This window comes from Falsiroseomonas sp., from assembly GCF_051860665.1.
Classification (GTDB): domain Bacteria; phylum Pseudomonadota; class Alphaproteobacteria; order Acetobacterales; family Acetobacteraceae; genus Falsiroseomonas.
Window position 1 is genome coordinate 245,635 of the sequence record NZ_JBHYDM010000004.1, and the last position, 21,827, is coordinate 267,461.

The 21,827-nt window shown below is 70.9% G+C and carries 20 protein-coding genes; 19 read left to right on the forward strand and 1 reads right to left on the reverse strand.

Annotation, left to right across the window (positions count from 1 at the left end; all coding sequences use genetic code 11):
- Positions 1-12: 12 nt before the first annotated feature.
- From ACTIF1_RS06275 to ACTIF1_RS06345, 15 genes are all read left to right on the forward strand, one after another.
- Positions 13-3,612 carry a magnesium chelatase subunit H gene (locus tag ACTIF1_RS06275; RefSeq protein WP_439595527.1) on the forward strand — a complete coding sequence of 1,200 codons (3,600 nt, stop codon included), beginning with the start codon at positions 13-15 and terminating at the stop codon, positions 3,610-3,612.
- The gene (gene bchL / locus ACTIF1_RS06280; RefSeq protein WP_439595528.1) at positions 3,609-4,511 is read left to right on the forward strand and encodes a ferredoxin:protochlorophyllide reductase (ATP-dependent) iron-sulfur ATP-binding protein; all 903 of its coding nucleotides are present in this window, start codon (positions 3,609-3,611) and stop codon (positions 4,509-4,511) included. The genes ACTIF1_RS06275 and bchL overlap by 4 nt, the downstream gene beginning before the upstream one ends.
- Positions 4,511-5,212: a magnesium protoporphyrin IX methyltransferase gene (bchM, locus tag ACTIF1_RS06285; protein WP_439595529.1), complete on the forward strand. Its 702-nt coding sequence runs from the start codon at positions 4,511-4,513 to the stop codon at positions 5,210-5,212. Before bchL ends, bchM begins: the two co-directional genes overlap by 1 nt.
- Positions 5,209-6,639, forward strand: a complete 1,431-nt coding sequence (locus ACTIF1_RS06290; protein ID WP_439595530.1) for a BCD family MFS transporter — start codon at positions 5,209-5,211, stop codon at positions 6,637-6,639. Before bchM ends, ACTIF1_RS06290 begins: the two co-directional genes overlap by 4 nt.
- A 49-nt stretch (positions 6,640-6,688) precedes the next feature.
- Complete coding sequence (gene puhA / locus ACTIF1_RS06295) at positions 6,689-7,438, forward strand: photosynthetic reaction center subunit H (RefSeq protein WP_439595531.1); 750 nt, start codon at positions 6,689-6,691, stop codon at positions 7,436-7,438.
- Positions 7,435-8,100 (forward strand): photosynthetic complex putative assembly protein PuhB, encoded by a 666-nt coding sequence (puhB, locus tag ACTIF1_RS06300; protein WP_439595532.1) that lies wholly within the window; start codon positions 7,435-7,437, stop codon positions 8,098-8,100. The genes puhA and puhB overlap by 4 nt, the downstream gene beginning before the upstream one ends.
- Positions 8,101-8,110: 10 nt before the next feature.
- On the forward strand, positions 8,111-8,557 hold the full coding sequence (puhC, locus tag ACTIF1_RS06305) for a photosynthetic complex assembly protein PuhC (RefSeq protein ID WP_439595533.1): 447 nt from the start codon (positions 8,111-8,113) through the stop codon (positions 8,555-8,557).
- Positions 8,558-8,563: 6 nt separating this feature from the next.
- Positions 8,564-8,896, forward strand: a complete 333-nt coding sequence (locus ACTIF1_RS06310) for a hypothetical protein (RefSeq protein ID WP_439595534.1) — start codon at positions 8,564-8,566, stop codon at positions 8,894-8,896.
- Entirely contained in the window at positions 8,884-10,005 is a 1,122-nt protein-coding gene (acsF, locus tag ACTIF1_RS06315; protein WP_439595535.1) for a magnesium-protoporphyrin IX monomethyl ester (oxidative) cyclase, read from the forward strand. The genes ACTIF1_RS06310 and acsF overlap by 13 nt, the downstream gene beginning before the upstream one ends.
- Before the next feature lie 4 nt (positions 10,006-10,009).
- Positions 10,010-10,816: a putative photosynthetic complex assembly protein PuhE gene (puhE, locus tag ACTIF1_RS06320; protein ID WP_439595536.1), complete on the forward strand. Its 807-nt coding sequence runs from the start codon at positions 10,010-10,012 to the stop codon at positions 10,814-10,816.
- 61 nt (positions 10,817-10,877) lie between these two features.
- Complete coding sequence (gene hemA, locus ACTIF1_RS06325; RefSeq protein WP_439595617.1) at positions 10,878-12,089, forward strand: 5-aminolevulinate synthase; 1,212 nt, start codon at positions 10,878-10,880, stop codon at positions 12,087-12,089.
- Complete coding sequence (bchI, locus tag ACTIF1_RS06330; protein WP_439595537.1) at positions 12,089-13,150, forward strand: magnesium chelatase ATPase subunit I; 1,062 nt, start codon at positions 12,089-12,091, stop codon at positions 13,148-13,150. The genes hemA and bchI overlap by 1 nt, the downstream gene beginning before the upstream one ends.
- The gene (locus tag ACTIF1_RS06335; RefSeq protein WP_439595538.1) at positions 13,147-14,871 is read left to right on the forward strand and encodes a magnesium chelatase subunit D; all 1,725 of its coding nucleotides are present in this window, start codon (positions 13,147-13,149) and stop codon (positions 14,869-14,871) included. The genes bchI and ACTIF1_RS06335 overlap by 4 nt, the downstream gene beginning before the upstream one ends.
- Complete coding sequence (bchO, locus tag ACTIF1_RS06340; protein ID WP_439595539.1) at positions 14,871-15,752, forward strand: alpha/beta fold hydrolase BchO; 882 nt, start codon at positions 14,871-14,873, stop codon at positions 15,750-15,752. Before ACTIF1_RS06335 ends, bchO begins: the two co-directional genes overlap by 1 nt.
- Positions 15,749-16,762, forward strand: a complete 1,014-nt coding sequence (locus ACTIF1_RS06345) for a phytoene/squalene synthase family protein (protein ID WP_439595540.1) — start codon at positions 15,749-15,751, stop codon at positions 16,760-16,762. The genes bchO and ACTIF1_RS06345 overlap by 4 nt, the downstream gene beginning before the upstream one ends.
- Position 16,763: 1 nt before the next feature.
- Here the strand turns inward: ACTIF1_RS06345 and ACTIF1_RS06350 are convergent, their stop codons facing one another.
- Entirely contained in the window at positions 16,764-17,570 is an 807-nt protein-coding gene (locus ACTIF1_RS06350; RefSeq protein WP_439595541.1) for a DUF2189 domain-containing protein, read from the reverse strand.
- Positions 17,571-17,784: 214 nt separating this feature from the next.
- Here ACTIF1_RS06350 and ACTIF1_RS06355 point away from each other — a divergent pair, with 214 nt between their 5' ends.
- The 4 genes from ACTIF1_RS06355 to ACTIF1_RS06370 all read left to right on the forward strand — a co-directional run bounded on the left by ACTIF1_RS06355 (position 17,785) and on the right by ACTIF1_RS06370 (position 21,824).
- Positions 17,785-18,657: a polyprenyl synthetase family protein gene (locus tag ACTIF1_RS06355; protein ID WP_439595542.1), complete on the forward strand. Its 873-nt coding sequence runs from the start codon at positions 17,785-17,787 to the stop codon at positions 18,655-18,657.
- Positions 18,654-19,799 (forward strand): methyltransferase, encoded by a 1,146-nt coding sequence (locus ACTIF1_RS06360; RefSeq protein ID WP_439595543.1) that lies wholly within the window; start codon positions 18,654-18,656, stop codon positions 19,797-19,799. The genes ACTIF1_RS06355 and ACTIF1_RS06360 overlap by 4 nt, the downstream gene beginning before the upstream one ends.
- A gap of 79 nt (positions 19,800-19,878) precedes the next feature.
- Positions 19,879-20,808, forward strand: a complete 930-nt coding sequence (gene bchC / locus ACTIF1_RS06365) for a chlorophyll synthesis pathway protein BchC (RefSeq protein ID WP_439595544.1) — start codon at positions 19,879-19,881, stop codon at positions 20,806-20,808.
- On the forward strand, positions 20,805-21,824 hold the full coding sequence (locus tag ACTIF1_RS06370; RefSeq protein ID WP_439595545.1) for a chlorophyllide a reductase iron protein subunit X: 1,020 nt from the start codon (positions 20,805-20,807) through the stop codon (positions 21,822-21,824). The genes bchC and ACTIF1_RS06370 overlap by 4 nt, the downstream gene beginning before the upstream one ends.
- Positions 21,825-21,827 lie beyond the last annotated feature (3 nt).

The following is a 21,827-nucleotide window of genomic DNA, read 5'->3' on the forward strand; positions in this document are numbered from 1 at the left end:
ATGCCTGAGGGTATGAACTGGCGTGCCGCGACCACGATGCGGATCGTCGTGGTCACCATGGACAGCCACCTGGCCGGCGCCATGATGCAGGCGCGCGACGTGCTGCGGCAGGAAATCCCGGGGCTGGAACTGGCGGTGCATGCCGCCGACGAATGGGGAACGGATGCGGCCGCGCTGGCCGATTGCATCGCCGATATCGCGCGCGGCGACATCGTCATCGCCACCATGCTGTTCCTGGAGGACCATATAAACCTGGTGCTGCCGGCGCTGCGGGCGCGGCGCGCGGCCTGCGATGCGATGGTCTGCTGCCTCTCGGCCGGGGAGGTGATGAAGCTGACCCGCCTCGGCCGCTTCGACATGGGCGCCGAGGCGCGTGGCGTGATGGGCCTGCTGAAGCGCCTGCGCGGCAGCAAGAAGGGCGCCGCCTCTTCCGGCCGCGGCCAGATGAAGATGCTGCGGGAATTGCCGAAGCTTCTGCGCTTCATCCCCGGCACGGCGCAGGATGTGCGGGTCTATTTCCTCGCGCTGCAATACTGGCTGGCGGGCAGCCAGGCGAATCTCGCCAACCTGGTGCGTCTTCTGGTGAACCGCTATGCGGCCGGACCGCGCGCCGGGCTTGTCGGCACGCTGAAGGTGGCGCCGCCGGTCGAATATCCGGAAGTCGGCCTCTACCACCCGCGCATTCCGGGGCAGGTGACGGACCGCGTCGCGCAGCTGCCGGCGCGTGGCACCAGGGGCACGGTCGGGCTGCTGATCATGCGGTCCTATGTGCTGGCGGGGAATGCCGCGCATTATGACGGCGTGATCGCGGCGCTGGAGCGGCGCGGGCTGAACGTGGTGCCGGCCTTTGCCAGCGGCCTCGACAACCGCCCGGCCATCGAGGCCTTCTTCCAGCGTGACGGCGTGACCAGCGTGGATGCGGTGGTCTCCCTCACCGGCTTCTCGCTCGTCGGCGGCCCCGCCTACAACGATGCGCGCGCGGCGGAGGAAACTCTCGCGAAGCTCGACGTGCCCTATGTCTCCGCCCATCCGCTGGAGTTCCAGACCCGGCGGCAGTGGGAGGCGGATCCGCGCGGGCTGCTGCCGGTGGAAGCCACCATGATGGTGGCGATTCCGGAGCTGGATGGCGGCATCCTGCCGATGACCTATGGCGGCCGCAGCGGCGATGCGCCGGATGGCGCGCCCGGCAGCCGCGACATGGTCTGCTACACGGAACGCGCGGAGACGCTGGCAGACCGCGTCGCGCGGCTTGTCGCGTTGCGACGCACCGCCCGCGCCGAACGGCGCGTGGCCGCGGTGATCTTCAATTTCCCGCCGAATGCCGGCAATACGGGCACGGCGGCCTATCTCTCCGTCTTCCAGTCGCTGTTCAACACGCTGTGGGCGATGCAGCAGGCGGGCTACACGGTGGCGATGCCGGCCAGCGTGGACGCGCTGCGCGAGGCCATCATCAACGGCAATGCCCAGCAGTTCGGCGCGGTGGCGAATGTCGCGGCGCGCATCCCGGCGGATGACCATGTGCGGCGCGAGCGCCACCTGGCGGAGATCGAGCGCGCCTGGGGGCCGGCGCCCGGCCGCGCGCAATCCGATGGCGCCAGCATCTTCGTCCTCGGCGCGCAGTTCGGGAACGTCTTCATCGGCGTGCAGCCCGGCTTCGGCTATGAGGGCGACCCGATGCGGCTGCTCTTCGAGCGCGGCTTCGCGCCCACCCATGCCTTCAGCGCCTTCTATCGCTGGATCCGCGAGGATTTCGGCGCCCATGCCGTGCTGCATTTCGGCACCCACGGCGCGCTGGAATTCATGCCGGGCAAGCAGGCGGGGCTTTCCGCCGAATGCTGGCCGGACCGGCTGATCGGCGACCTGCCGAATCTCTACCTGTATGCCTCGAACAACCCCTCCGAGGGGATGCTGGCCAAGCGGCGTGCCGGGGCGTCGCTCATCAGTTACCTGACGCCGCCAGTGGCCAGCGCCGGTCTCTATCGCGGTCTGCTCGACCTCAAGGCGACCTTGGACCGCTGGCGCGCGCTGGAGCCGGATTGCGATGCCGCCGTGCGCAGCGCGCTGGCCGAGCTGGTGCAGGCGCAGGCCGCGGCCGTCGATCTCGCAGCAGCGGAGCCGGCCTGGAATGCGGCCGAAACACCCGGCGTGATCCAGGATTTGAGAAGCCAGCTGCTGGAGCTGGAATACACGCTGATTCCGCACGGCCTGCATGTGGTCGGCGAGGTGCCGGATGCGGCGCAGCGGAAGGAGATGCTGGACGCCGCCGGGGTGACCGATACCGCGGAGATCGCGCGCCTCGATGCGCTGCTGGCGACAGAGCACGAGCTGCCGGCGATCCTGCATGCGCTGGATGGCGGCTATACCCGCCCCGCGCCGGGTGGCGACCTCTTGCGCAATACGGATGTGCTGCCCACGGGCCGTAACCTGCATGGCTTCGACCCCTTCAAGATTCCCTCTGCCTTCGCGGTGCGCGACGGCGCCCGGCAGGCGGACCGGCTGCTGGCGCGGCATGCGGCGGATGGCAAGGGCCTGCCGGAGACGGTGGCCATCGTGCTGTGGGGCACCGACAACCTGAAGACCGAGGGCGGCCCCATCGCCCAGGCGCTGTGGCTGATGGGCGCGGAACCGCGGCATGACAGCTACGGCCGCCTGACCGGCGCGCAGCTGATACCGCTGGAGCAGCTCGGCCGCCCGCGCATCGACGTGATGGTCACCCTCTCCGGCATCTTCCGGGACCTGCTGCCGCTGCAGACGAAGCTGCTGGCCGAGGCCGCGCTGCTGGCGGCCAGCGCCGAGGAGCCGATCGAGCAGAACTACATCCGCAAGCATGCGCTGGCGCATCTGGCGCAGCATGGCGGGGAGATGGCGCAGGCGGCGCTGCGGGTTTTCGGCAATGCCGACGGGGCCTATGGCACCAATGTGAACCAGATCCTGGATGCCGGGCTCTGGACGGATGAGGACGAACTCGCCGAGGCCTATATGAAGCGCAAGGGCTTTGCCTATGGCGTCGACGGCAAGGCGGCGCGGCAGGACCAGGTGCTGACGCAGCTGCTGGGCTCGGTCGATGTCACCTACCAGAATCTCGACAGCATCGAGGTCGGCCTTACCTCCATCGACCAGTACTTCGATACCCTAGGCGGCATGAGCCGCGCGGTGCGCCGCGCTCGCGGGGGGCAGGAGGCGTCGGTCTATGTCGGCGACCAGACCCGCGGCGAGGGCACCATCCGCAGCGTCGCGGAACAGGTGGCATTGGAGACGCGGACGCGGGCGCTGAACCCCAAGTGGTTCGAACCTCTGCTGGCGCATGGCTACGAGGGCGTACGGCAGATCGAGGCGCAGGTGACCAATACCATGGGCTGGTCGGCGACGACCGGGCAGGTGGCGCCCTGGATCTACCAGAACCTGGCCGAGACCTACATGCTCGACCCCGCCATGCGCGCGCGCCTCGCGGCACTGAATCCCACCGCTTCCGCCAAGATCGCCAACCGGCTGATCGAGGCGCAGGAGCGCAGCTACTGGCAGCCGGATGCCGAAACCCTGGCCGCGCTGCGACGCGCCGGCGAGGAATTGGAAGACCGGCTCGAAGGCATCACCGAGGAGATGGCGGCATGACCGTGATCGTGCGACCGCGGCCGGATGAGCGCCTGATCGGCGATGGCGATGGCAGCGTGCAGGTGCATATGCACGACCCGCTGAAGATCGACGGCGCCAAGGTTTTTGCCGTCTATGGCAAGGGCGGCATCGGCAAGAGCACGACCTCCTCCAACCTGTCCGTCGCCTTCGCCAAGCTCGGGAAGCGCGTGCTGCAGATCGGCTGCGACCCGAAGCACGACAGCACCTTCACCCTGACCGGCCGCATGATCCCGACGGTGATCGATGTGCTGGATGGCGTGGGCTTCCATTCGGAGGAGTTGCGCGCCGAGGATTTCGTGGTGGAAGGCCGCCACGGCGTGATGTGCGTGGAGGCCGGCGGCCCGCCGGCCGGCACCGGCTGCGGCGGCTATGTGGTGGGCCAGACGGTGAAGCTGCTGAAGGAGCATCACCTGCTGGAAGACACCGACATCGTCATCTTCGACGTGCTGGGCGACGTGGTCTGCGGCGGCTTCGCGGCCCCCCTGCTGCATGCCGATCGCGGCGTGATCGTCGCCGCCAACGACTTCGATAGCATTTTCGCCATGAACCGGATCGTCGCGGCCATCAAGGCGAAGTCGGCGAATTACGGCGTGCGGCTGGGCGGCGTCATCGTCAACCGCTCGAAGGACACCGACCAGATCCAGAAGTACAATGATGCGACGGGCATGAAGATGCTGGCGCATCTGCCGGATCTCGACGTGATCCGCCGTTCGCGGCTGAAGAAGGCGACGCTCTTCGACATGGAGCAGTCATCGGAGGTCGAGGCGGTCTGCAACGAGTATCTGCGCCTGGCCGCGGGCCTGCTTGCCGGCGTCACGCCGCTGGATGCGACGCCGCTGAAGGACCGGGAAATCTTCGACCTGCTGGGGTACGACTGATGCCCACTGCCAGCTACGCTACCCGCCGCGGCGAACTCGAGACCTATTTCGACCGCACCGCCGCCCAGGCCTGGGAACGCCTGACCTCGGATGCGCCGGTCAGCGGCATCCGCGCCACGGTGCGGGCCGGGAGGGATGCCATGCGGGCGAAGCTGCTGTCCTGGCTGCCGCCGGATCTGCGCGGCAAGCGCGTGCTGGATGCCGGCTGCGGCACCGGTGCGCTGGCCGTGGAGGCGGCGCGGCGCGGGGCGGAGGTGGTGGCGGTGGATATCTCGCCCACGCTGATCGCGCTGGCGCAGGACCGGGCGGCGGGACGGCATGGCGCGGGCTCCGTCAGCTTCCATGTCGGCGACATGCTCGACCCGGCCTTCGGCCAGTTCGACCATGTGGTCGGCATGGATTGCCTGATCCATTACAAGCCTGCCGATGTGCTACGCGCACTGGCGGGGCTTGCGGCGCGCACCGATCGCAGCATTCTCTTCACCTTCGCCCCCCGCAGCGCCTTCCTGATGGCCTTCCTGACGGTGGGCCGCCTGGTGCCGCGCGGCGATCGCTCGCCCGCCATCGTGCCGGTGGCGGAGGCCCGGCTGCGGCGGCTGGTCACGGGCGATCCGGCGATGGCCGGCTGGCATCCGGTGCGGACACACCGCGTGGCGAGCGGCTTCTATACCTCCCAGGCGCTGGAGCTCGTGCGGCGATGAAGCGCCCCGGCAGGATCATCCGGATGTGGCAGGGCGTGGGGCCGCATCTGCTGCCCTTCGCCAGCGCCACCTCCGAGCGCCTGCCGATGGCGCGGCTGCTGCGGCTGTCGCTGTTCCAGATCTCCTGCGGCATGGCGGCGGTGCTGCTGGTCGGCACGCTGAATCGCGTGATGATCGTGGAGCTGAAGGTGCCTGCCTGGCTGGTCGCGACGATGGTGGCCCTGCCGCTGGTCTTCGCACCGCTGCGCGCGCTGATCGGCTTCAAGTCGGATACCTACAAATCCGTGCTCGGCTGGCGGCGCGTGCCTTATCTCTGGCTCGGCACCATCATCCAGTTCGGCGGCCTGGCGATGATGCCTTTCGCCCTGCTGGTGCTGGGCGGCGATACCTGGGCGGAGCCCTGGACGGGCCAGCTCGCGGCCGCCATCGCCTTCCTGATGACCGGCTTCGGCATGCATATGGTGCAGACGGTGGGCCTCGCCTTGGCCACCGACCTCGCGCCGCGCGACCAGCAGCCGAATGTGGTCGCGATGCTCTCGGCCATGCAGCTGGTCGGCATGGTGCTTTCGGCACTCGTCTTCGGCGCGCTGCTGGCGGATTTCTCGCAGCTGCGACTGATCCAGGTGGTGCAGGGCGCGGCGGCGCTGACGCTGGTGCTGAACCTGGTCGCCGCCTGGCAGCAGGAGGCGCGGGACCCATCCCGCACCGCGCGGAGCGGGGAGCATGAGCCCAGCTTCTTCGAGGCCTTCCGGGCGCTGCGGCAATCGGGTCCGTGGAACCGTCGGCTGCTCGGCGCGGGTCTCGGCACGGCGGGCTTCGCCATGCAGGATGTGCTGCTGGAGCCCTATGGCGGGCAGATCCTCGGGCTCTCCGTGGGTGCGACCACGGCGCTCTCGGCGCTGCTCGCGGGCGGCGCGGTGCTGGGCTTCCTGCGCGCGGCGCGGCGACTGGGGCAGGGCGCGGATCCGCACCAGGTGGCGGCGCTCGGCGGGCTGTTCGGCATTGCCGGCTTCACGCTCATCATCTTCTCGGGCGCCGTCGGCCTGGGCGCGCTCTTCGCCATCGGCGTGGCGCTGATCGGCTTCGGCGCCGGGCTGTTCGGCCATGCCACGCTGACCGCCTGCATGGGTGCGGCGCCGCCGGAACAGGCCGGCCTCGCGCTCGGCGTCTGGGGCGCGGTGCAGGCCACCGCGGCGGGCGGCGCCATCGCGCTCGGCGGCGTGCTGCGGGATGTGATCTCCTCCCTCGCGCAATCCGGTGCGCTGGGCGAGGGGCTTGCCCAGGCCGCGACCGGCTATGTCAGCATCTACCTGATCGAGATCGCACTGCTTTTCGTCACCCTCGCCGTGGTCGGGCCGCTGGTCCGCAAGCGCGGCATCCCTCAATCGCGCGCCACCGCCGGCCTGGCCGGCGCGGCACGAATCTGACCACCAGGAAGCGGAGGCCCAAATGCCCGGCGCACACCAATTCGTTCAGATGGATCTGACGGCGGGGCTGCTCTACGCCTTCTTCGCCTTCTTCTTCGTCCTGTGCCTCTGGCTGCACCGCGAGGGCAAGCGCGAGGGCTATCCGCTGATCTCCGATCGGCCGGATCATCCGCTGCGCGTGCCCATCGAGGGCTTTCCCGGCGTGCCGCCGCTGAAGGTGTTCAAGCTGAAGCACGATGACCATCATGCGGCGACGCGGCGCGAGCGGGACCTCACCGGCCTCGTGGTGCCGGCCGATGCCTATCCCGGCGCGCCGCTGATCCCGACGGGCGATGCGATGCGCGACGGCATCGGCCCGGCCGCCTATGCCGAACGGGCCGATGTGCCGGACCTGGCCTTCGATGACGATCTGCCGAAGATCGTCCCGCTGCGCGCCGCCCCCGGCTTTCGCATTGGCGAGACGGATCCCGACCCGCGCGGCAAGCCGGTGGTGACGCTGGATGGCAAGATCGCCGGCGTGGTGGTGGACCTCTGGGTCGACCGCTCCGAGATGATCCTGCGCTACCTGGAGGTGGAGGCCACGGGCGCCGCGCGGCGCGTGCTGGTGCCTATGTTCCTGGCCACGATCAATTCGGCCGGCACCGTGCGTGTCATCTCCGTCACCGCAGCCCAGCTCGCCGCGGCGCCGGCGATCGCCCAGCCTGAGCAGATCACGCTGCTCGAGGAGGACAAGGTCGCGGCCTATTTCGGCGGCGGGCACTTCTACGCAACGCCCGAGCGGAGCGAGGCGCTGGTATGAGCCGGCACCCCGATATCGCCGAGCATGACGGGGAACCCATCCCCGGCCTGCCCGGGCCCCTGCCAAAGGGCGAAAGCATCCTCTGGCAGGGCGCGCCCGAATGGCGCGGCATCGCGCGGCGCGCGCTGTTCGTGCGAGGCGTCGCCATCTACTTCCTGCTGATGGCCGCGCTGCGTGGGGCGGACCTGACCGCGGGCGGGGCCAGCGGGATGGAGGCGCTGGCCGAGGCTGCGCTGCTGGTGGTGATCGGCGTGGTGCCCGTGGCGCTGCTGCTGTTCTTCGCGGGTCTCTCGGCGCGCACCACCATGTACACCATCACCACGCGGCGCATCGTCATGCGCGTCGGCGTGGCGCTGCCGATGACCATCAACATTCCCTTCGTGCTGATCGAGAGCGCGGGTGTGGCGAAGCATGCGGATGGCACGGGGGACCTGGTGGTCAGCCTTGCCAAGCCGCATCGCGTCTCTTGGCTCGCGCTCTGGCCGCATATCCGGCCCTTCCGCCTCACCCGGCCCGAGCCCATGTTGCGGGCGCTGAAGGATGCGGATGTGGCGGCGCAGGTGCTGTCACGCGCGCTGGCGGCCGCGGCTTCCGTGCCCGTGCCGGCCATCGCCGGCGCCGCGCCGGCCCGCCAGGCGGGTTCGGCGGAAGCCATGGCCTGAGGAAAAGATCATGTCGCAGACCATCGAGACCCATCCGATCCTGCGGCGCCCGGCGCTGATCTGCGGCAGCATGATCGCGGCCGTGCTGGCGCTGGTCCTGGCCTCCCCCTTCCTGCCCAGCGCGCGGGACGGCGTTGTGCCGGTGCCGCTGGCGCAGCGGGATCTGTTCTTCAGCGATCGCGCGGATGGCGGCGTGGTCATCACGGAAGCGCGCAGCGGGCAGCAGGTGGCGGTGCTGCAGCCCGGTGAGGGCGGCTTCGTGCGCGGCACGCTGCGCAGCCTGGTGCGAGAGAGGAAGCGCGAGGAGATCGGATCCGCGATACCGTTCCGGCTCACGGCGTGGCACACTGGCCAGGTGACGCTGGAGGACCAGGCCACCGGGCGTAGGCTCGACCTGACCGGCTTCGGGCAGACCAATGCGGAGGCGTTCGTACGTTTCCTGCCAAACAAGGAGTAACCAAGGATGAACGGCCGCTGGGGAGTGGGCCGGGCGATCTTCGGTGGGGGTGAGACCCTCGAAGTGCCCTGCACGGTGGATATCGAGAGAACGGCGGATAGTTTTCACGCCTATGCGGTGCCGGAGGGGGTTTTTCTCCGCCCCGGCGACCAGGTCATCGTGCACGGCACGCCGGGCCATGTGGCCTTCGGCGAGCGGATGACCTTCGAGACGCGGGCGACGGTGCTGCGCGCCGGGCCGCTGACGCGCTTCTGGACCCAGTGGGTCGCGATCTTCGAGCTGACGGAGCTCTACCACTGCGGATTCGAGCCGAAGGAGGCCGTCGCATGGAACGCCTGATCCTCGACGGGCCCGTGGTGGCCGAGGCCCCGGCGGCCGGCCTGACGCCGGGCGGGCGCCCGGATGCGGATGGCATCGCCACCAAGATGGCGCTGACCGAAACGGTGCTCTCGCCGCGCTTCTACACCACCGATTTCGCCGCGATGGACCGCATCAGCATCGAGCCCGTGCGGGCGCAGTGGGATGCGATGATGGCGGAGTTCCACGCCGACCCGAACAAGGGCCATTTCACCCGCACCAGCGAATTCGACGAATTCGACATCAAGGCCCTGCCGGAGCCGCTGCAGAAGGAGCTGCTGGAATTCCTGGTCAGCTCCGTCACCGCGGAATTTTCCGGCTGCGTCCTGTACGCGGAGATCAAGAAGCGCGTCACCAATCCCGACATGAAGGACATCTTCAGCGTCATGGCGCGGGATGAAAGCCGGCATGCGGGCTTCATCAACGATGCGCTGAAGGATGTCGGCGTCGGCGTCGACCTGGGCTTCCTGACCAAGGCGAAGAAGTACCACTACTTCCAGCCGAAGTTCATCTTCTACGCCACCTACCTCTCCGAGAAGATCGGCTACGCGCGCTACATCACCATCTTCCGCCAGTTCGAGCGGCATCCGGAGCTGCGCTTCCACCCGATCTTCAAGTGGTTCGAGAACTGGTGCAACGACGAGTTCCGCCACGGCGAGGCCTTTGCCCTGCTGATGCGCGCCAATCCGCATCTGCTGAGTGGCGCCAATGTCTATTGGGTGCGGTTCTTCCAGCTCGCGGTCTTCGCCACCATGTATGTGCGCGACCATGCGCGGCCGGAATTCCACAAGGCGCTCGGCATGACGCCGACCGACTACGACATGAAGGTGTTCCGGATCACGGAGGAGATCTGCCGGCAGGTCTTCCCGGCGACGCTGGATGTGGACAATCCGAGTTTCCTGCGCGGGCTGGAGCGGCTGCGGAAGATCGGCGACGGCATCGCGGCGGCCAAGGCGCAGGGCGGCGTGGTCGGTGGCGTGAAGCGTGCCGCGCTGTCGGTGGCGGCGGCGGCGAGCTTCGTACGGCTGTATTTCCTGCCGCCGCGGCGCCAGGCGCTGCCGGCCGACCCCCGCCTCTCGCCGGCCTGGTAGCGTCATGGCCGAGCATGGGCTGCCCGCGCTGTTCACCCTGTTCATCTGGTGGTTCAGCACGGGCGTCATCCTCTACCTGGACGGGCTCCGGCGGGAGACCTTCCGGTGGACCATGCTCGGCGCCACCACGCTCCTGATCGCGGCCCTGGCGATGCTGCACGCCACCGCCTGGGAGACGACGACGCGCGGCGCCTATCTCGGCTTCCTGGGCGGGCTGCTGGTCTGGGCCTGGATCGAGATCGCTTTCCTCACTGGCCTCGTCACCGGGCCACGCCGCACCGCATGCCCGCCGGGCGCCACGGGCTGGGTGCGGCTGCGGGCGGCGCTGGCGGCGGTGCTATGGCATGAGCTGGCGATCATCGCCGGCGCGGCCTGCATCGCGCTCGCCACCTGGGGAGCGCCGAACCGCATCGGGCTGTGGACCTTCCTCGCCTTCTGGGTGATGCGGCAATCGGCCAAGCTGAATGTCTATCTGGGCGTGCGGAACCTGGCGGAGGCCTTCCTGCCGGATCACCTCCGCTACCTGGAAAGTTTCTTTCGCCGGCGGCGGATGAACCTGCTCTTCCCGGTCTCGGCGGCGTCCGGGCTGCTGGCCTGCCTGCTGCTGGTGCAGGAAGCGATCGCCCCGGGGGCGACGCCGCATCAGGTGGCGGGCTTCTCGCTGCTCGCCACGCTGGTGGCGCTGGGCCTGATCGAGCACATCTTCATGGTCATGCCCGTGCCGGCGGATGCGCTCTGGCGCTGGGGCCTGGCCTCGCGGAAAGGGCGGGCGGGCGGTGTTAGTCCGCCGGCAACGGCGCCGGTGACATGATAGGATGCGCGCCACATTGCGGCACACGACCGGCCACGAAGACGGCCACTGGGGGTCCGAGATGAACTACGAGTCCTTCTTCCGTGCCCAACTCGACAGCCTCCGCCGCGAGGGCCGCTACCGCGTCTTCGCCGATATCGAGCGGCATGCCGGGCAATTCCCCAAGGCGACGCGGCACCGCAATGGCAAGACCTCCGAGGTCACCGTCTGGTGCTCGAACGATTATCTCGGCATGGGGCAGCATCCCAAGGTGCTGGCGGCGATGCACAAGGCGCTGGACCAGCACGGGGCCGGCGCCGGCGGTACGCGCAATATCTCGGGCACCAACCACGAGCATGTGCTGCTGGAGCGTGCCCTGGCGCGGCTGCATGGCACGGAAGACGCGCTGCTGTTCAATTCGGGCTATATGTCCAACTGGGCCTCGCTCTCCACCCTGGCGGCGCGCATGCCGGGCTGCGTCATCGTCTCGGATGAGATGAACCACGCCTCGATGATCGAGGGCATGCGCCATTCCCGCGCCCAACGCCGCATGTTCCGCCACAACGACCTGGTGGATCTGGAGCGCGTGCTCTCCGAGATCGACCCCGCCGCGCCGAAGCTGGTGGCCTTCGAGAGCGTCTATTCCATGGATGGCGACATCGCCCCCATCGGCGCCATCTGCGACCTGGCCGAGAAGTACGGCGCGATGACCTATTGCGACGAGGTGCATGGCGTCGGCCTCTACGGGCCCAATGGCGGCGGCATCACGGATCGTGATGGCGTCTCGCATCGCCTCACGGTCATCGAAGGGACTCTCGCAAAGGCGTTTGGCGTGATCGGCGGCTATATCGCGGGCTCCGCGGCCATGTGCGATTTCGTGCGCAGCTATGCCAGCGGCTTCATCTTCTCCACCGCCTTGCCGCCGGCGATTGCGGCCGGCGCCCGCGCCTCGATCGAGCATCTGATGGCGAGCGACGTGGAACGGGTGCGGCTGCATGAGCGCGCGGCGACGCTGCGCAAGCGCCTGGATGCCATCGGCGTGCCGCATCTCGACAATCCCAGCCACATCGTGCCGGTGATGGTGGGCGACCCCGTGGTCTGCAAGGCGATCAGCGACATCCTGCTGGACGACCACGGCGTCTATGTGCAGCCGATCAACTACCCCACCGTGCCGCGCGGCACGGAGCGGCTGCGCATCACGCCGAGCCCGGTGCATAGCGATGCCGACATGGACCATCTGGTGAACGCCCTCTCGGCCGTCTGGTCGCAATTCAGCCTGCAGCGGGCCGCCTGATGGATCTCGGGCCCTCCGCCCTGGTGACGCGCAAGGCCGTGCAGGCGCGGCCGGTGTTTCCCTTCGATGCGATCGTCGGCCAGGACGAGATGAAGCTGGCGCTGCTGATCGCGGCGGTTGATCCCTCGGTCGGCGGCGTGCTGGTCTTTGGCGATCGTGGCACCGGCAAGTCCACCGCGGTGCGCGCGCTGGCGGCGCTGCTGCCGCCGATGCAGGCGGTGGCCGGTTGCCGGTTCAGCTGCGACCCCGCGCGGCCGGCGGATCTTTGTGAATCCTGCCAGCTGGCGGCGGAGCTGGCGGTCGCCACGGTGCCGGTGCCGGTGGTCGACCTGCCGCTCGGCGCGACGGAGGACCGCGTCGCCGGCGCACTGGATATCGAGCGTGCGCTGGCGCATGGCCAGAAGGCCTTCGAGCCGGGGCTGCTGGCCCGCGCGCATCGCGGCTTTCTCTACATCGACGAGGTGAACCTGCTGGAGGATCACCTGGTCGACCTGCTGCTGGATGTCGCGGCCTCCGGCGAGAATGTGGTGGAGCGCGAGGGCATCAGCATCCGCCACCCCGCGCGCTTCGTGCTGGTCGGCAGCGGCAATCCGGAGGAGGGCGAGCTGCGGCCGCAGCTGCTGGATCGCTTCGGCCTCTCCGTCGATGTCCGCACCCCCACCGACCTCGCCACCCGCGTCGAGGTCATCAGGCGGCGCGACGCCTTCGAGCGCGACAGCGCCGCCTTCCTGGCGGACTGGGCCGAGGCGGCCGATGCAACACGGGCAAGAATCTTGGCGGCGCGGGCGCTGCTGCCCGCGGTCGCCGTGCCGGATGCGACGCTCGAGAATGCGGCGCGGCTCTGCATGGCGCTGGGCACGGATGGGCTGCGCGGCGAGCTGACCCTGATCCGCACCGCGCGCGCGCTCGCGGCGCTGGAGGGCGAGGAGGTGGTCGGTGTGCCGCATCTGCGCCGCATCGCCGCGCCCGCGCTGCGCCACCGCCTGCGCCGCAACCCGCTGGACGAGGCGGTGGCCACGACGCGGGTGGATCGCGCGGTAGCGGAACTGTTCGGGCCGTGAGCGCGGCGGGGCCCTCTGCCGATGCGGAGCTGGCCGCGCTGCTGCTCGCGATCGATCCCGTGGGCCTCGGCGGCGCCGTGCTGCGCGCCGCGCCGGGCCCGGCGCGGGAGGGTTGGCTGGCGCGGCTGCGCGCCGCCCTGCCGGAAGGCACGCCCTGGCGGCGCCTGCCGCTCGGCATTCCGGATTCGCGCCTGCTGGGCGGCCTCGATCTCGCCGCGACGCTCGCCAGCGGCCGGCCCGTCGCGGAGCGCGGCGTGCTTGCGGAGGCCGATGGCGGCATCCTGGTGGCCGCGATGGCGGAGCGCATGGATACGACGACCGCCGCGAAACTCTGCGCGGTGCTGGATGCGGGGGAGGTCGCGGTGCAGCGCGACGGCCTCGCCCTGACCCTGCCCGCGCGCCTCGCCGTGGTGGCGCTGGATGAGGGCCTGGCGGAGGAGGAGGCACCGCCGGCGGCCCTTGCCGAGCGACTCGCCTTCCGGCTGGTGCTGGATCAGCTGCCCTCCGCGCCGCCACAGCCGGTGCAGGAGGCGCGTACGCGGCTTCCGGGCATCACGCTGCCCGAAACGTTGCTGCCGGCGCTCTGCGCCGCCGCCCTGGCCTTCGGCATCCACAGCCTGCGCGCCCCCCTCCTCGCCCTGCGCGCCGCCCGCGCCGCGGCGGCGCTGGCCGGACATGCTGCGGTGGAGGAGGCGGATGCGGCGCTCGCCGTGCGCCTCGTCTATGGCCCGCGCGCCACGCAGCTGCCGGAACAGGCGCCATCCGAGCCCGAACCGTCGGAACCCCCGCCGCCCGAGGACCAGGACAGCGCCGAGAGCCAGAGGCAGCCGGACTCCGGTGCGCTGCAGGAGATGTTGCTGGAGGCCACCCGCGCCGCGCTGCCCACCGGCCTGTTGGCCACGCTGGGGGCCGGGGCGCGGGAGGCGGCGCGCCAGGTCGGCGCCCAGGGCCGCGCCGGGCAGATGCGGCGCTCGGCGCAGCGCGGCCGCCCCATCGGCACGCGCGCCGGCGCGTTGCGGGCGGGCGCGCGCCTGGCCCTGGTGGAAACGCTGCGCGCCGCGGCGCCCTGGCAGGGGCTGCGGCGGCGCGAAGGCGGCGCCGGCCCGCTGGTGCGGGTGACGCGCGACGACATCCGCCTGCTGCGCTTCCAGCAGCACACGGAAACCACCGCCATCTTTGCCGTCGATGCCTCCGGCTCCGCCGCGCTGGCGCGACTCGCCGAGGCCAAGGGCGCGGTGGAGCTGCTGCTGGCCGATTGCTATGTGCGGCGGGACCGCGTCGCGGTGGTGGCTTTTCGGGGCCGCGCGGCGGAGCTGCTGCTGCCGCCCACCAATTCGCTGCTGCGCGCCAAGCGCAGCCTGGCGGGCCTGCCCGGCGGCGGCGCCACGCCGCTCGCCGCCGGCATCGATGCGGCGCTGGCGCTTGCCGAGGAAGCACGCCGCCGTGGCCGCACGCCGCTGCTGGTGCTGCTGACCGATGGCCGCGCCAATATCGCCCGGGATGGCAGCGCCGGCCGCCCGCGGGCGGAGGCCGATGCGCTGGCCGCCGCCGCCCCCTGCCGCGCCTCTGGCCTCGCCACGCTGCTGGTGGACACCGCGCCGCGTCCGCAGCCCTTCGCAAAGCAGCTCGCCGAGGCCATGGGCGCCCGCTACCTGGCGCTGCCCAGTGTGAATTCGGCAAAACTCTCGGCGGCCGTCGCGACGGTGCGGGAGGCGGCGTGATGGCCGAACGCCCCGACTGGCGCCTCGAGGGCCGCGACTGGCCGAACCGGGAGGCGAGCCGCTTCGTCACCGCCGCCGGGCTGCGCTGGCATGTGATGGTGGCGGGGCAGGGGCCGGTGCTGCTGCTGCTGCACGGCACCGCGGCGGCAACGCATTCCTGGCGCGACCTGATCCCGCTGTTGGCGCGTGATTTCACCGTCGTGGCGCCGGACCTGCCCGGCCATGGTTTTTCGGATTCGGTGCCGACCGCGCGGCTTTCGCTGCCGGGCATGGCGGCCTCCGTCGCCGCGCTGCTGGGCGTGCTCGGGCTGCGGCCGGTGCTCGCGGCGGGGCATTCCGCCGGTGCCGCCATCCTGCTGCGCATGGCGCTCGACGGCCGCATCGCGCCGGAGGCCATCATCAGCCTGAACGGCGCGCTGCAGCCGCTCGGCGACCGGCACGCCGCCTTCTTCACCCGCGCCGCGCGGATGCTGGTGGGCCTGCCCTTCGTGCCGAGCCTCTTTGCCTGGCGCGCCGCGGACCGCGCCGTGGCGGAACGCCTTTTGCGCGACACGGGCAGCCGCATCGAGGCGCGCGGCGTCGATCTCTACGCCCGGCTGTTCCGCCATTCGGGGCACCTCGCGGCCGCGCTGGGCATGATGGCGAACTGGGACCTGGTGCCGCTGCTGCGCGACCTGCCAAAACTCGCACCGCGCCTGCTGCTGGTGGTCGGCGCGCAGGATCGCGCCGTGCCGCCGGTGCAGGCCCAGCAGGTGCGCCGCCTGCTGCCCGCCGCGCGCATCGTCACCCTGGAAGGGCTGGGCCACCTGGCGCATGAGGAGCAGCCGGGCCGGGTCGCCGCGCTGATCCTCGGCGAAATGACGCGGGAGATGGCGGCATGACGGATATCTCCGACTCCGATCGCGCCGCCTGTCGCGCCATGCTGGCCAGTGGCTCGAAATCCTTTCGCGCCGCGGCGCTGCTGCTGCCGGCGCGCATCGCGGAACCGGCCGCCGCGCTCTATGCCTTCTGCCGCGTCGCGGATGATGCGATCGACGAGGCGCCGGATCCCGTCGCCGCCTTGCCGCCGCTGCAGCGCCGGCTGGATGCGATCTATGCCGGACGGCCGCAGGCGCATCCGGCGGATCGCGCCTTTGCCCAGGTGGTGCGGGATCACGCGATTCCGCAGGCGCTGCCGGCCGCGTTGCTGGAGGGCTTCGCCTGGGATGGCGAGGGCCGGCGCTACGCGACCCTGGCGGCGCTGGAGGGCTATGCGGCGCGCGTGGCCGCGACCGTGGGCGCGATGATGACGCTGCTGATGGGCGTGCGCGACCCCGCCGCACTGGCCCGCGCCTGCGATCTCGGCGTGGCCATGCAGCTCACGAATATCGCCCGCGACGTGGGCGAGGATGCGCGCAACGGGCGCCTCTATCTGCCGCTGGACTGGCTGGCGGAGGAGGGCCTTCGCGCCGACGAATTCCTGGCCGCGCCGCGCTTCACCCCGGGCCTCGGCCGCGTGGTGCAGCGGCTGCTGGATGCGGCGGATCTGCTTTACGCGCGCGCCGAGGATGGCTTTGCGCGCCTGCCCTGGGATTGCCGCGCGGGAATCGGCGCGGCGCGGCATGTCTATGCCGGCATCGGCCGCGCGGTGGAGCGCCAGGGCGGCGATTCGGTCACCCGTCGCGCCGTGGTGCCGAACCGTCGCAAGGCGCTGCTGATGGCGCGCGGCCTGGCCGCCTTGGCGGCGCGCCGGGCCCCTAATCCTGCGCCGCCCCTATCGGCCACGGGCTTCCTGGTGGAGGCGGTGGCCGCGCAACCGATGCCGGCGCGTGACAGCCTGCCGGAGCGGATCGCCCGCGCCGTCGCGCTCTTCGACCGCCTCGCCGATCCCTCGGCCTTGGGCCGCATGTAGTTCAGCGCGGCACCACCTGCCGGTACAGGTGCCAGGTCGCATGGCCCAGCACCGGCAGCACCACCGCCAGCCCGATGAACAGCGGCAGCGAGCCGGCCAGCAGCAGCACCGCGACGATCAGCCCCCAAGCGGCCATGGGCAGCGGATTCGCCGCGACCGCGCGCAGCGAGGTGCCGACCGCCTGGCCCAGCCCGGCCTCCGGCCGATCCAGCAGCATGGGGAAGGACACCACCGTGAGCACCAGCACCACGGCCGCGAAGCCGAGGCCGACCAGATGGCCCAGCAGCAGCATGCGCTGCCCCTCCGCCGTGCCGAAGACCTGCTGCAGCAGCGCCCTTCCGCCGAGCCCGCCCTGCGCCTGCGGCAGCGCGCCGAGCGTCGCCCCGTAGATCGCATGCGCGGCCCAGATCCAGGCAAGGAAGAGCACGACCAGCAGCAGGCCGAGCGCCGCGATGCCTGGCAGGGCCGGTGATCTCAGCACGTCGAATGCATTGGACCAGCGGGCCGGCTTCCCGGCCTCCCGCCTCCGGCTGATCTCATAGAGGCCGAGCGCGGCGAGCGGGCCGAGCAGCGCGAAGCCGGCGGCCATCGGGTAGAACAGGTGCATCACGTCGCCGCCCGCGGCCAGGGTCGCGGCGACCAGCCCGATGGCGGGATAGAGCACGCACAGGAACATCAGCTGCGTGGGTGTCGCCAGGAAATCCCTCCAGCCGCGACGCAGCGCCAGGGCCAGATCCGGCAGGCCGATCCGGCGCAGCGCCGGGGCGGCCGGGTGGAAATCGGATGTGGTGGTCAGGACCTCAGCCATCCTTCGCTTCCCCCTTCATGGGTTCCGCGGACGGCCCGCTGCCGGCGCTGGCCGACAAGGACCCCCGCCACTGTCAAGTGGGGTGGACGGCGCCCGACCGCGCCTCAAGCCCGCGTGACCGATTCGCGGTTGACTTGAGTGTCAAGAAAGACTGACAGTCATGTCTGACAAGCCGGGATGACAAACAGGCCGGGCGGAGTCGGGAGGGTTTCCCATGGATGCCGTGTCGCGCATCGAATCCAGCCTCGCGGATGCCGTGCTCTCTGCGGAGGCGGCGGGCGCGCCACCGCGGCTGGCCGCGGCGCTGCGCCATGCGGTCTTCCCCAAGGGCGGACGCATCCGGCCGCGGCTCGCACTGGCCGTGGCGGCGGCCTGCGGCGATGACCGGCCGGGCCTGTCCTCGGCCGCCGCGGCGGCGATCGAGCTGCTGCATTGCGCCAGCCTGGTGCATGACGACCTGCCCTGCTTCGACGATGCCGCGACGCGGCGCGGCAAGCCCAGCGTGCACCGCGCCTTCGGCGCGCCCCTGGCGGTGCTGGCCGGCGATGCGCTGATCGTGCTGGCCTTCCAGACCCTGGCCCGCGCCGCGCCGGCCGCGCCGGAACGGCTGGGCCCGCTGCTGCTGGCGGTGGGGGATGGCGTCGGCGTGCCCTTCGGCATCGTCGCCGGCCAGGCCTGGGAATGCGAGCCGCGCGCCGATCTCTCGGAATACCAGCGGCAGAAGACCGGCAGCCTCTTTGCCGCCGCGACGGTGGCCGGCGCCACCGCCGCGGGCCATGCGGAGCCGGAGCTGTGGCGCCTGCTCGGCGACCGGCTGGGCGAGGCCTATCAGGTGGCGGACGACCTGCGCGACGCCGTGGAGGATGAGGCGACGCTGGGCAAGCCGGTGGGCGTGGACAAGGCGCTCGGCCGGCCCAGCGCGGTGGCGGAATTCGGGCTGGAGGGGGCGGTGGCCCGGCTGCGCGCCTTGTCGGAGCAGGCGGTGGCGGCGATTCCGGCCTGCCTCGGCCAGTCCCTGCTGCGCGGACTGATTCTGGCGGAGGCGAAGCGCCTGGTGCCCGCCAAGCTGGCCGCCCAGGCGGCGTGACACGCCCCGCCATCCTCGCCGCGCCCAGCCTGCTGGACCGCTTCCGCGCCTGGCGCGAAGGGGTCACGGCCAGCCCGGGGTTTCGCGCCTGGGCGGCGCGCTTCCCGCTCACGCGTCCGATGGCGCGCAGGCGGGCGCGCCAGCTCTTCGATCTCTGCGCCGGCTTCGTCTATTCGCAGGTGCTGGCGGCCTGCGTGAAGCTGCGGCTCTTCGACATTCTGCATGAGGCGCCGGCCAGCGAGGCGGCGCTGGCGCTGCGCCTTTCGGTGCCGCCCGAGGCCATGGGCCGGCTGCTGGCCGCCGCCGCGGCGCTCAACCTCACGCGCCGCCGCGCCGACGGCTTCTGGGTGCTGGGACCGCTCGGCGCCGCCATGATCGGCAATCCCGGCATCGCCGCCATGGTGGAGCACCATGCGCTGCTCTACGCGGACCTGGCCGACCCCGTGGCCCTGCTGCGGCGGGAGAGGGGGGGCAATGCCCTTTCCGCCTATTGGGCCTATGCCGGCGCTGCGGCGCCCGATGCGCTGGGCGCGGAGCGGGTGGCCGATTATTCGGCCCTGATGGCCGCCTCCCAGCCCATGGTCGCGGCGGAGGTGCTCGCCAGCTACGATTTCAGCCGTCACCGCGCGCTGCTCGATGTGGGCGGCGGGGAGGGGGCCTTCCTGTCGGAGGTCGCGGCCCAGGCGCCGGATCTGCGGCTGATGCTGTTCGATCTGCCGCAGGTGGCGGCGCGGGCCTCGGCGCGCTTCGCGGCGCGGGGGCTGGCGGGCCGCGCGCAGGTCTTCGGCGGCGATTTCAGCTGCGATCCGCTGCCGCAGGGCGCGGACCTGATCAGCTTCGTCCGCGTGCTGCACGACCATGACGATGCGGTCGTGCTGGGCCTGCTGCGCGCGGCACGCGCCGCGCTGCCGCCCGGCGGCCGCCTGCTGATCGCGGAACCCATGGCCGGCACCAGCGGGGCGGAGCCGATGGGCGAGGCCTATTTCGGCTTCTACCTCCTCGCCATGGGGCGCGGCCGTCCGCGCCGGCCGGAGGAGCTGCGCGCCATGCTGGCCGAGGCCGGCTTCGCCGCCAGCCGGGCGCTGTCCACGCCCACCCCGCTGCTCACCCGGCTGATCGTCGCGGATGTCAGCAAGTCCTGACGCTTCGTTGTCAGTTTATCTTGACATAGCCAACTGTCAGGATAGGCTGACACACAACCAAAAGGGAGCGGCCGTCCAGGTGGACACCGTGGCAGTCTTGCTGGAAGCGCCGGAACGTCTCGTTCTGAGCCGCCTCGACCTCACGCCGCCGGGCGATGAGGATATCGTGGTGGATGTGGAATGGAGCGGGATCAGCACGGGCACGGAGCGCCTGCTGTGGTCCGGCCGCATGCCGAACTTTCCCGGCATGGGCTATCCGCTGGTGCCCGGCTACGAATCCGTGGGCCGCGTGGCCTCCGCCGGTCCCGCCTCCAGGCGCCGCGTCGGCGAAAGGGTCTTCGTGCCTGGCGCGAAGTGCTTCGGTGCGGTGCGCGGCCTGTTCGGTGGCGCCGCGGCGCGGCTGGTGCTGCCGGGCACGCGCGCCGTGCCGATCGACGAGGCGCTGGGCGAGGCGGGTGTGCTGATGGCGCTGGCCGCCACGGCGCAGCACGCCATCGCGCAGGAGCTGCCGGAGCTGATCATCGGCCATGGCGTGCTGGGCCGCCTGGTGGCGCGGCTGGTGGTGGCCGCGGGCGGCACGCCCACGGTCTGGGAGACCAATCCGCTGCGCGCCGCGGGTGCTGCCGGCTATCGCGTGACGGTGCCGGAAGACGATGCCCGGCGCGACTATCGCAGCATCTGCGATGTGAGCGGCGACGGCGCGCTGCTGGACAGCCTGGTGCAGCGCCTGGCGCCGGGTGGGGAGATCGTGCTGGCCGGCTTCTACAGCGCGCCGCTCAGCTTCTCCTTCCCGCCCGCCTTCATGCGGGAGGCGCGCTTCCGCGTCACCGCCGAGTGGCGGGAGCCGGACCTGGTGGCGGTGCGCGCGCTGCTGGATGCGGGGCGCCTGTCGCTCGACGGCCTCATCACGCATCGGCGCGATGCCGCCGCCGCACAGGATGCCTATCGCACCGCCTTCGACGATCCCGCGTGCCTCAAGATGATCCTCGATTGGAGAGCATGCTCATGAACGCACATACGGCGTCCCCCGCGGCGACCACGGCGCAGCAGAGCATGGCGGATGCGCTGCGCGAGGAAGCGGCGCAGGAGCCGGATGCCATCGCCACCGGGCCGGTGAAGAAGGAAACGCAGATCATCGCCATCTACGGCAAGGGCGGCATCGGCAAGTCCTTCACCCTGGCGAATCTCAGCTACATGATGGCGCAGCAGGGCAAGCGCGTGCTGCTGATCGGCTGCGATCCCAAGTCCGATACCACCAGCCTGCTGTTCGGCGGCAAGGCGTGCCCGACGATCATCGAGACCAGCAGCGTCAAGAAGCTCGCCGGCGAAGAGGTGCGCATCGAGGATGTCTGCTTCCAGCGCGACGGCGTGTTCGCGATGGAACTGGGCGGACCCGAAGTCGGGCGCGGTTGCGGCGGCCGCGGCATCATCCATGGCTTCGAACTGCTCGAGAAGCTCGGCTTCCACGACTGGGGCTTCGATTTCGTGCTGCTCGATTTCCTCGGCGACGTGGTCTGCGGCGGCTTCGGCCTGCCGATCGCGCGCGACATGTGCCAGAAGGTCATCGTCGTCGGCTCCAACGATCTGCAGAGCCTCTACGTCGCCAACAATGTCTGCTCGGCGGTGGAGTATTTCCGCAAGCTCGGCGGCAATGTCGGCGTGGCCGGCATGGTCATCAACAAGGATGACGGCACCGGCGAGGCCCAGGCCTTTGCCAAGGAAGTCGGCATCCCCATCCTGGCCGCGATCCCGGCCGATGACGACATCCGCCGCAAGTCCGCGAATTACGAGATTGTCGGCGTTCCGGGCGGCCCATGGGCCAGCGTCTTCGAGGAACTGGCCCTGCAGGTCGCCGGCGCGCCACCCGTCCGCCCCTATCCGCTGACGCATGAGAACCTGCTGAACCTGTTCAAGGGCGATGCGGTGGGCCGCGGCGTGGTGCTGGACCCGGCGACGATGGAGGACATGTGCGGCGCCGAGGTGCTGAACAAGCCGTCCCTCGAAGTCGTCTATGAGGGCGCCTGAACC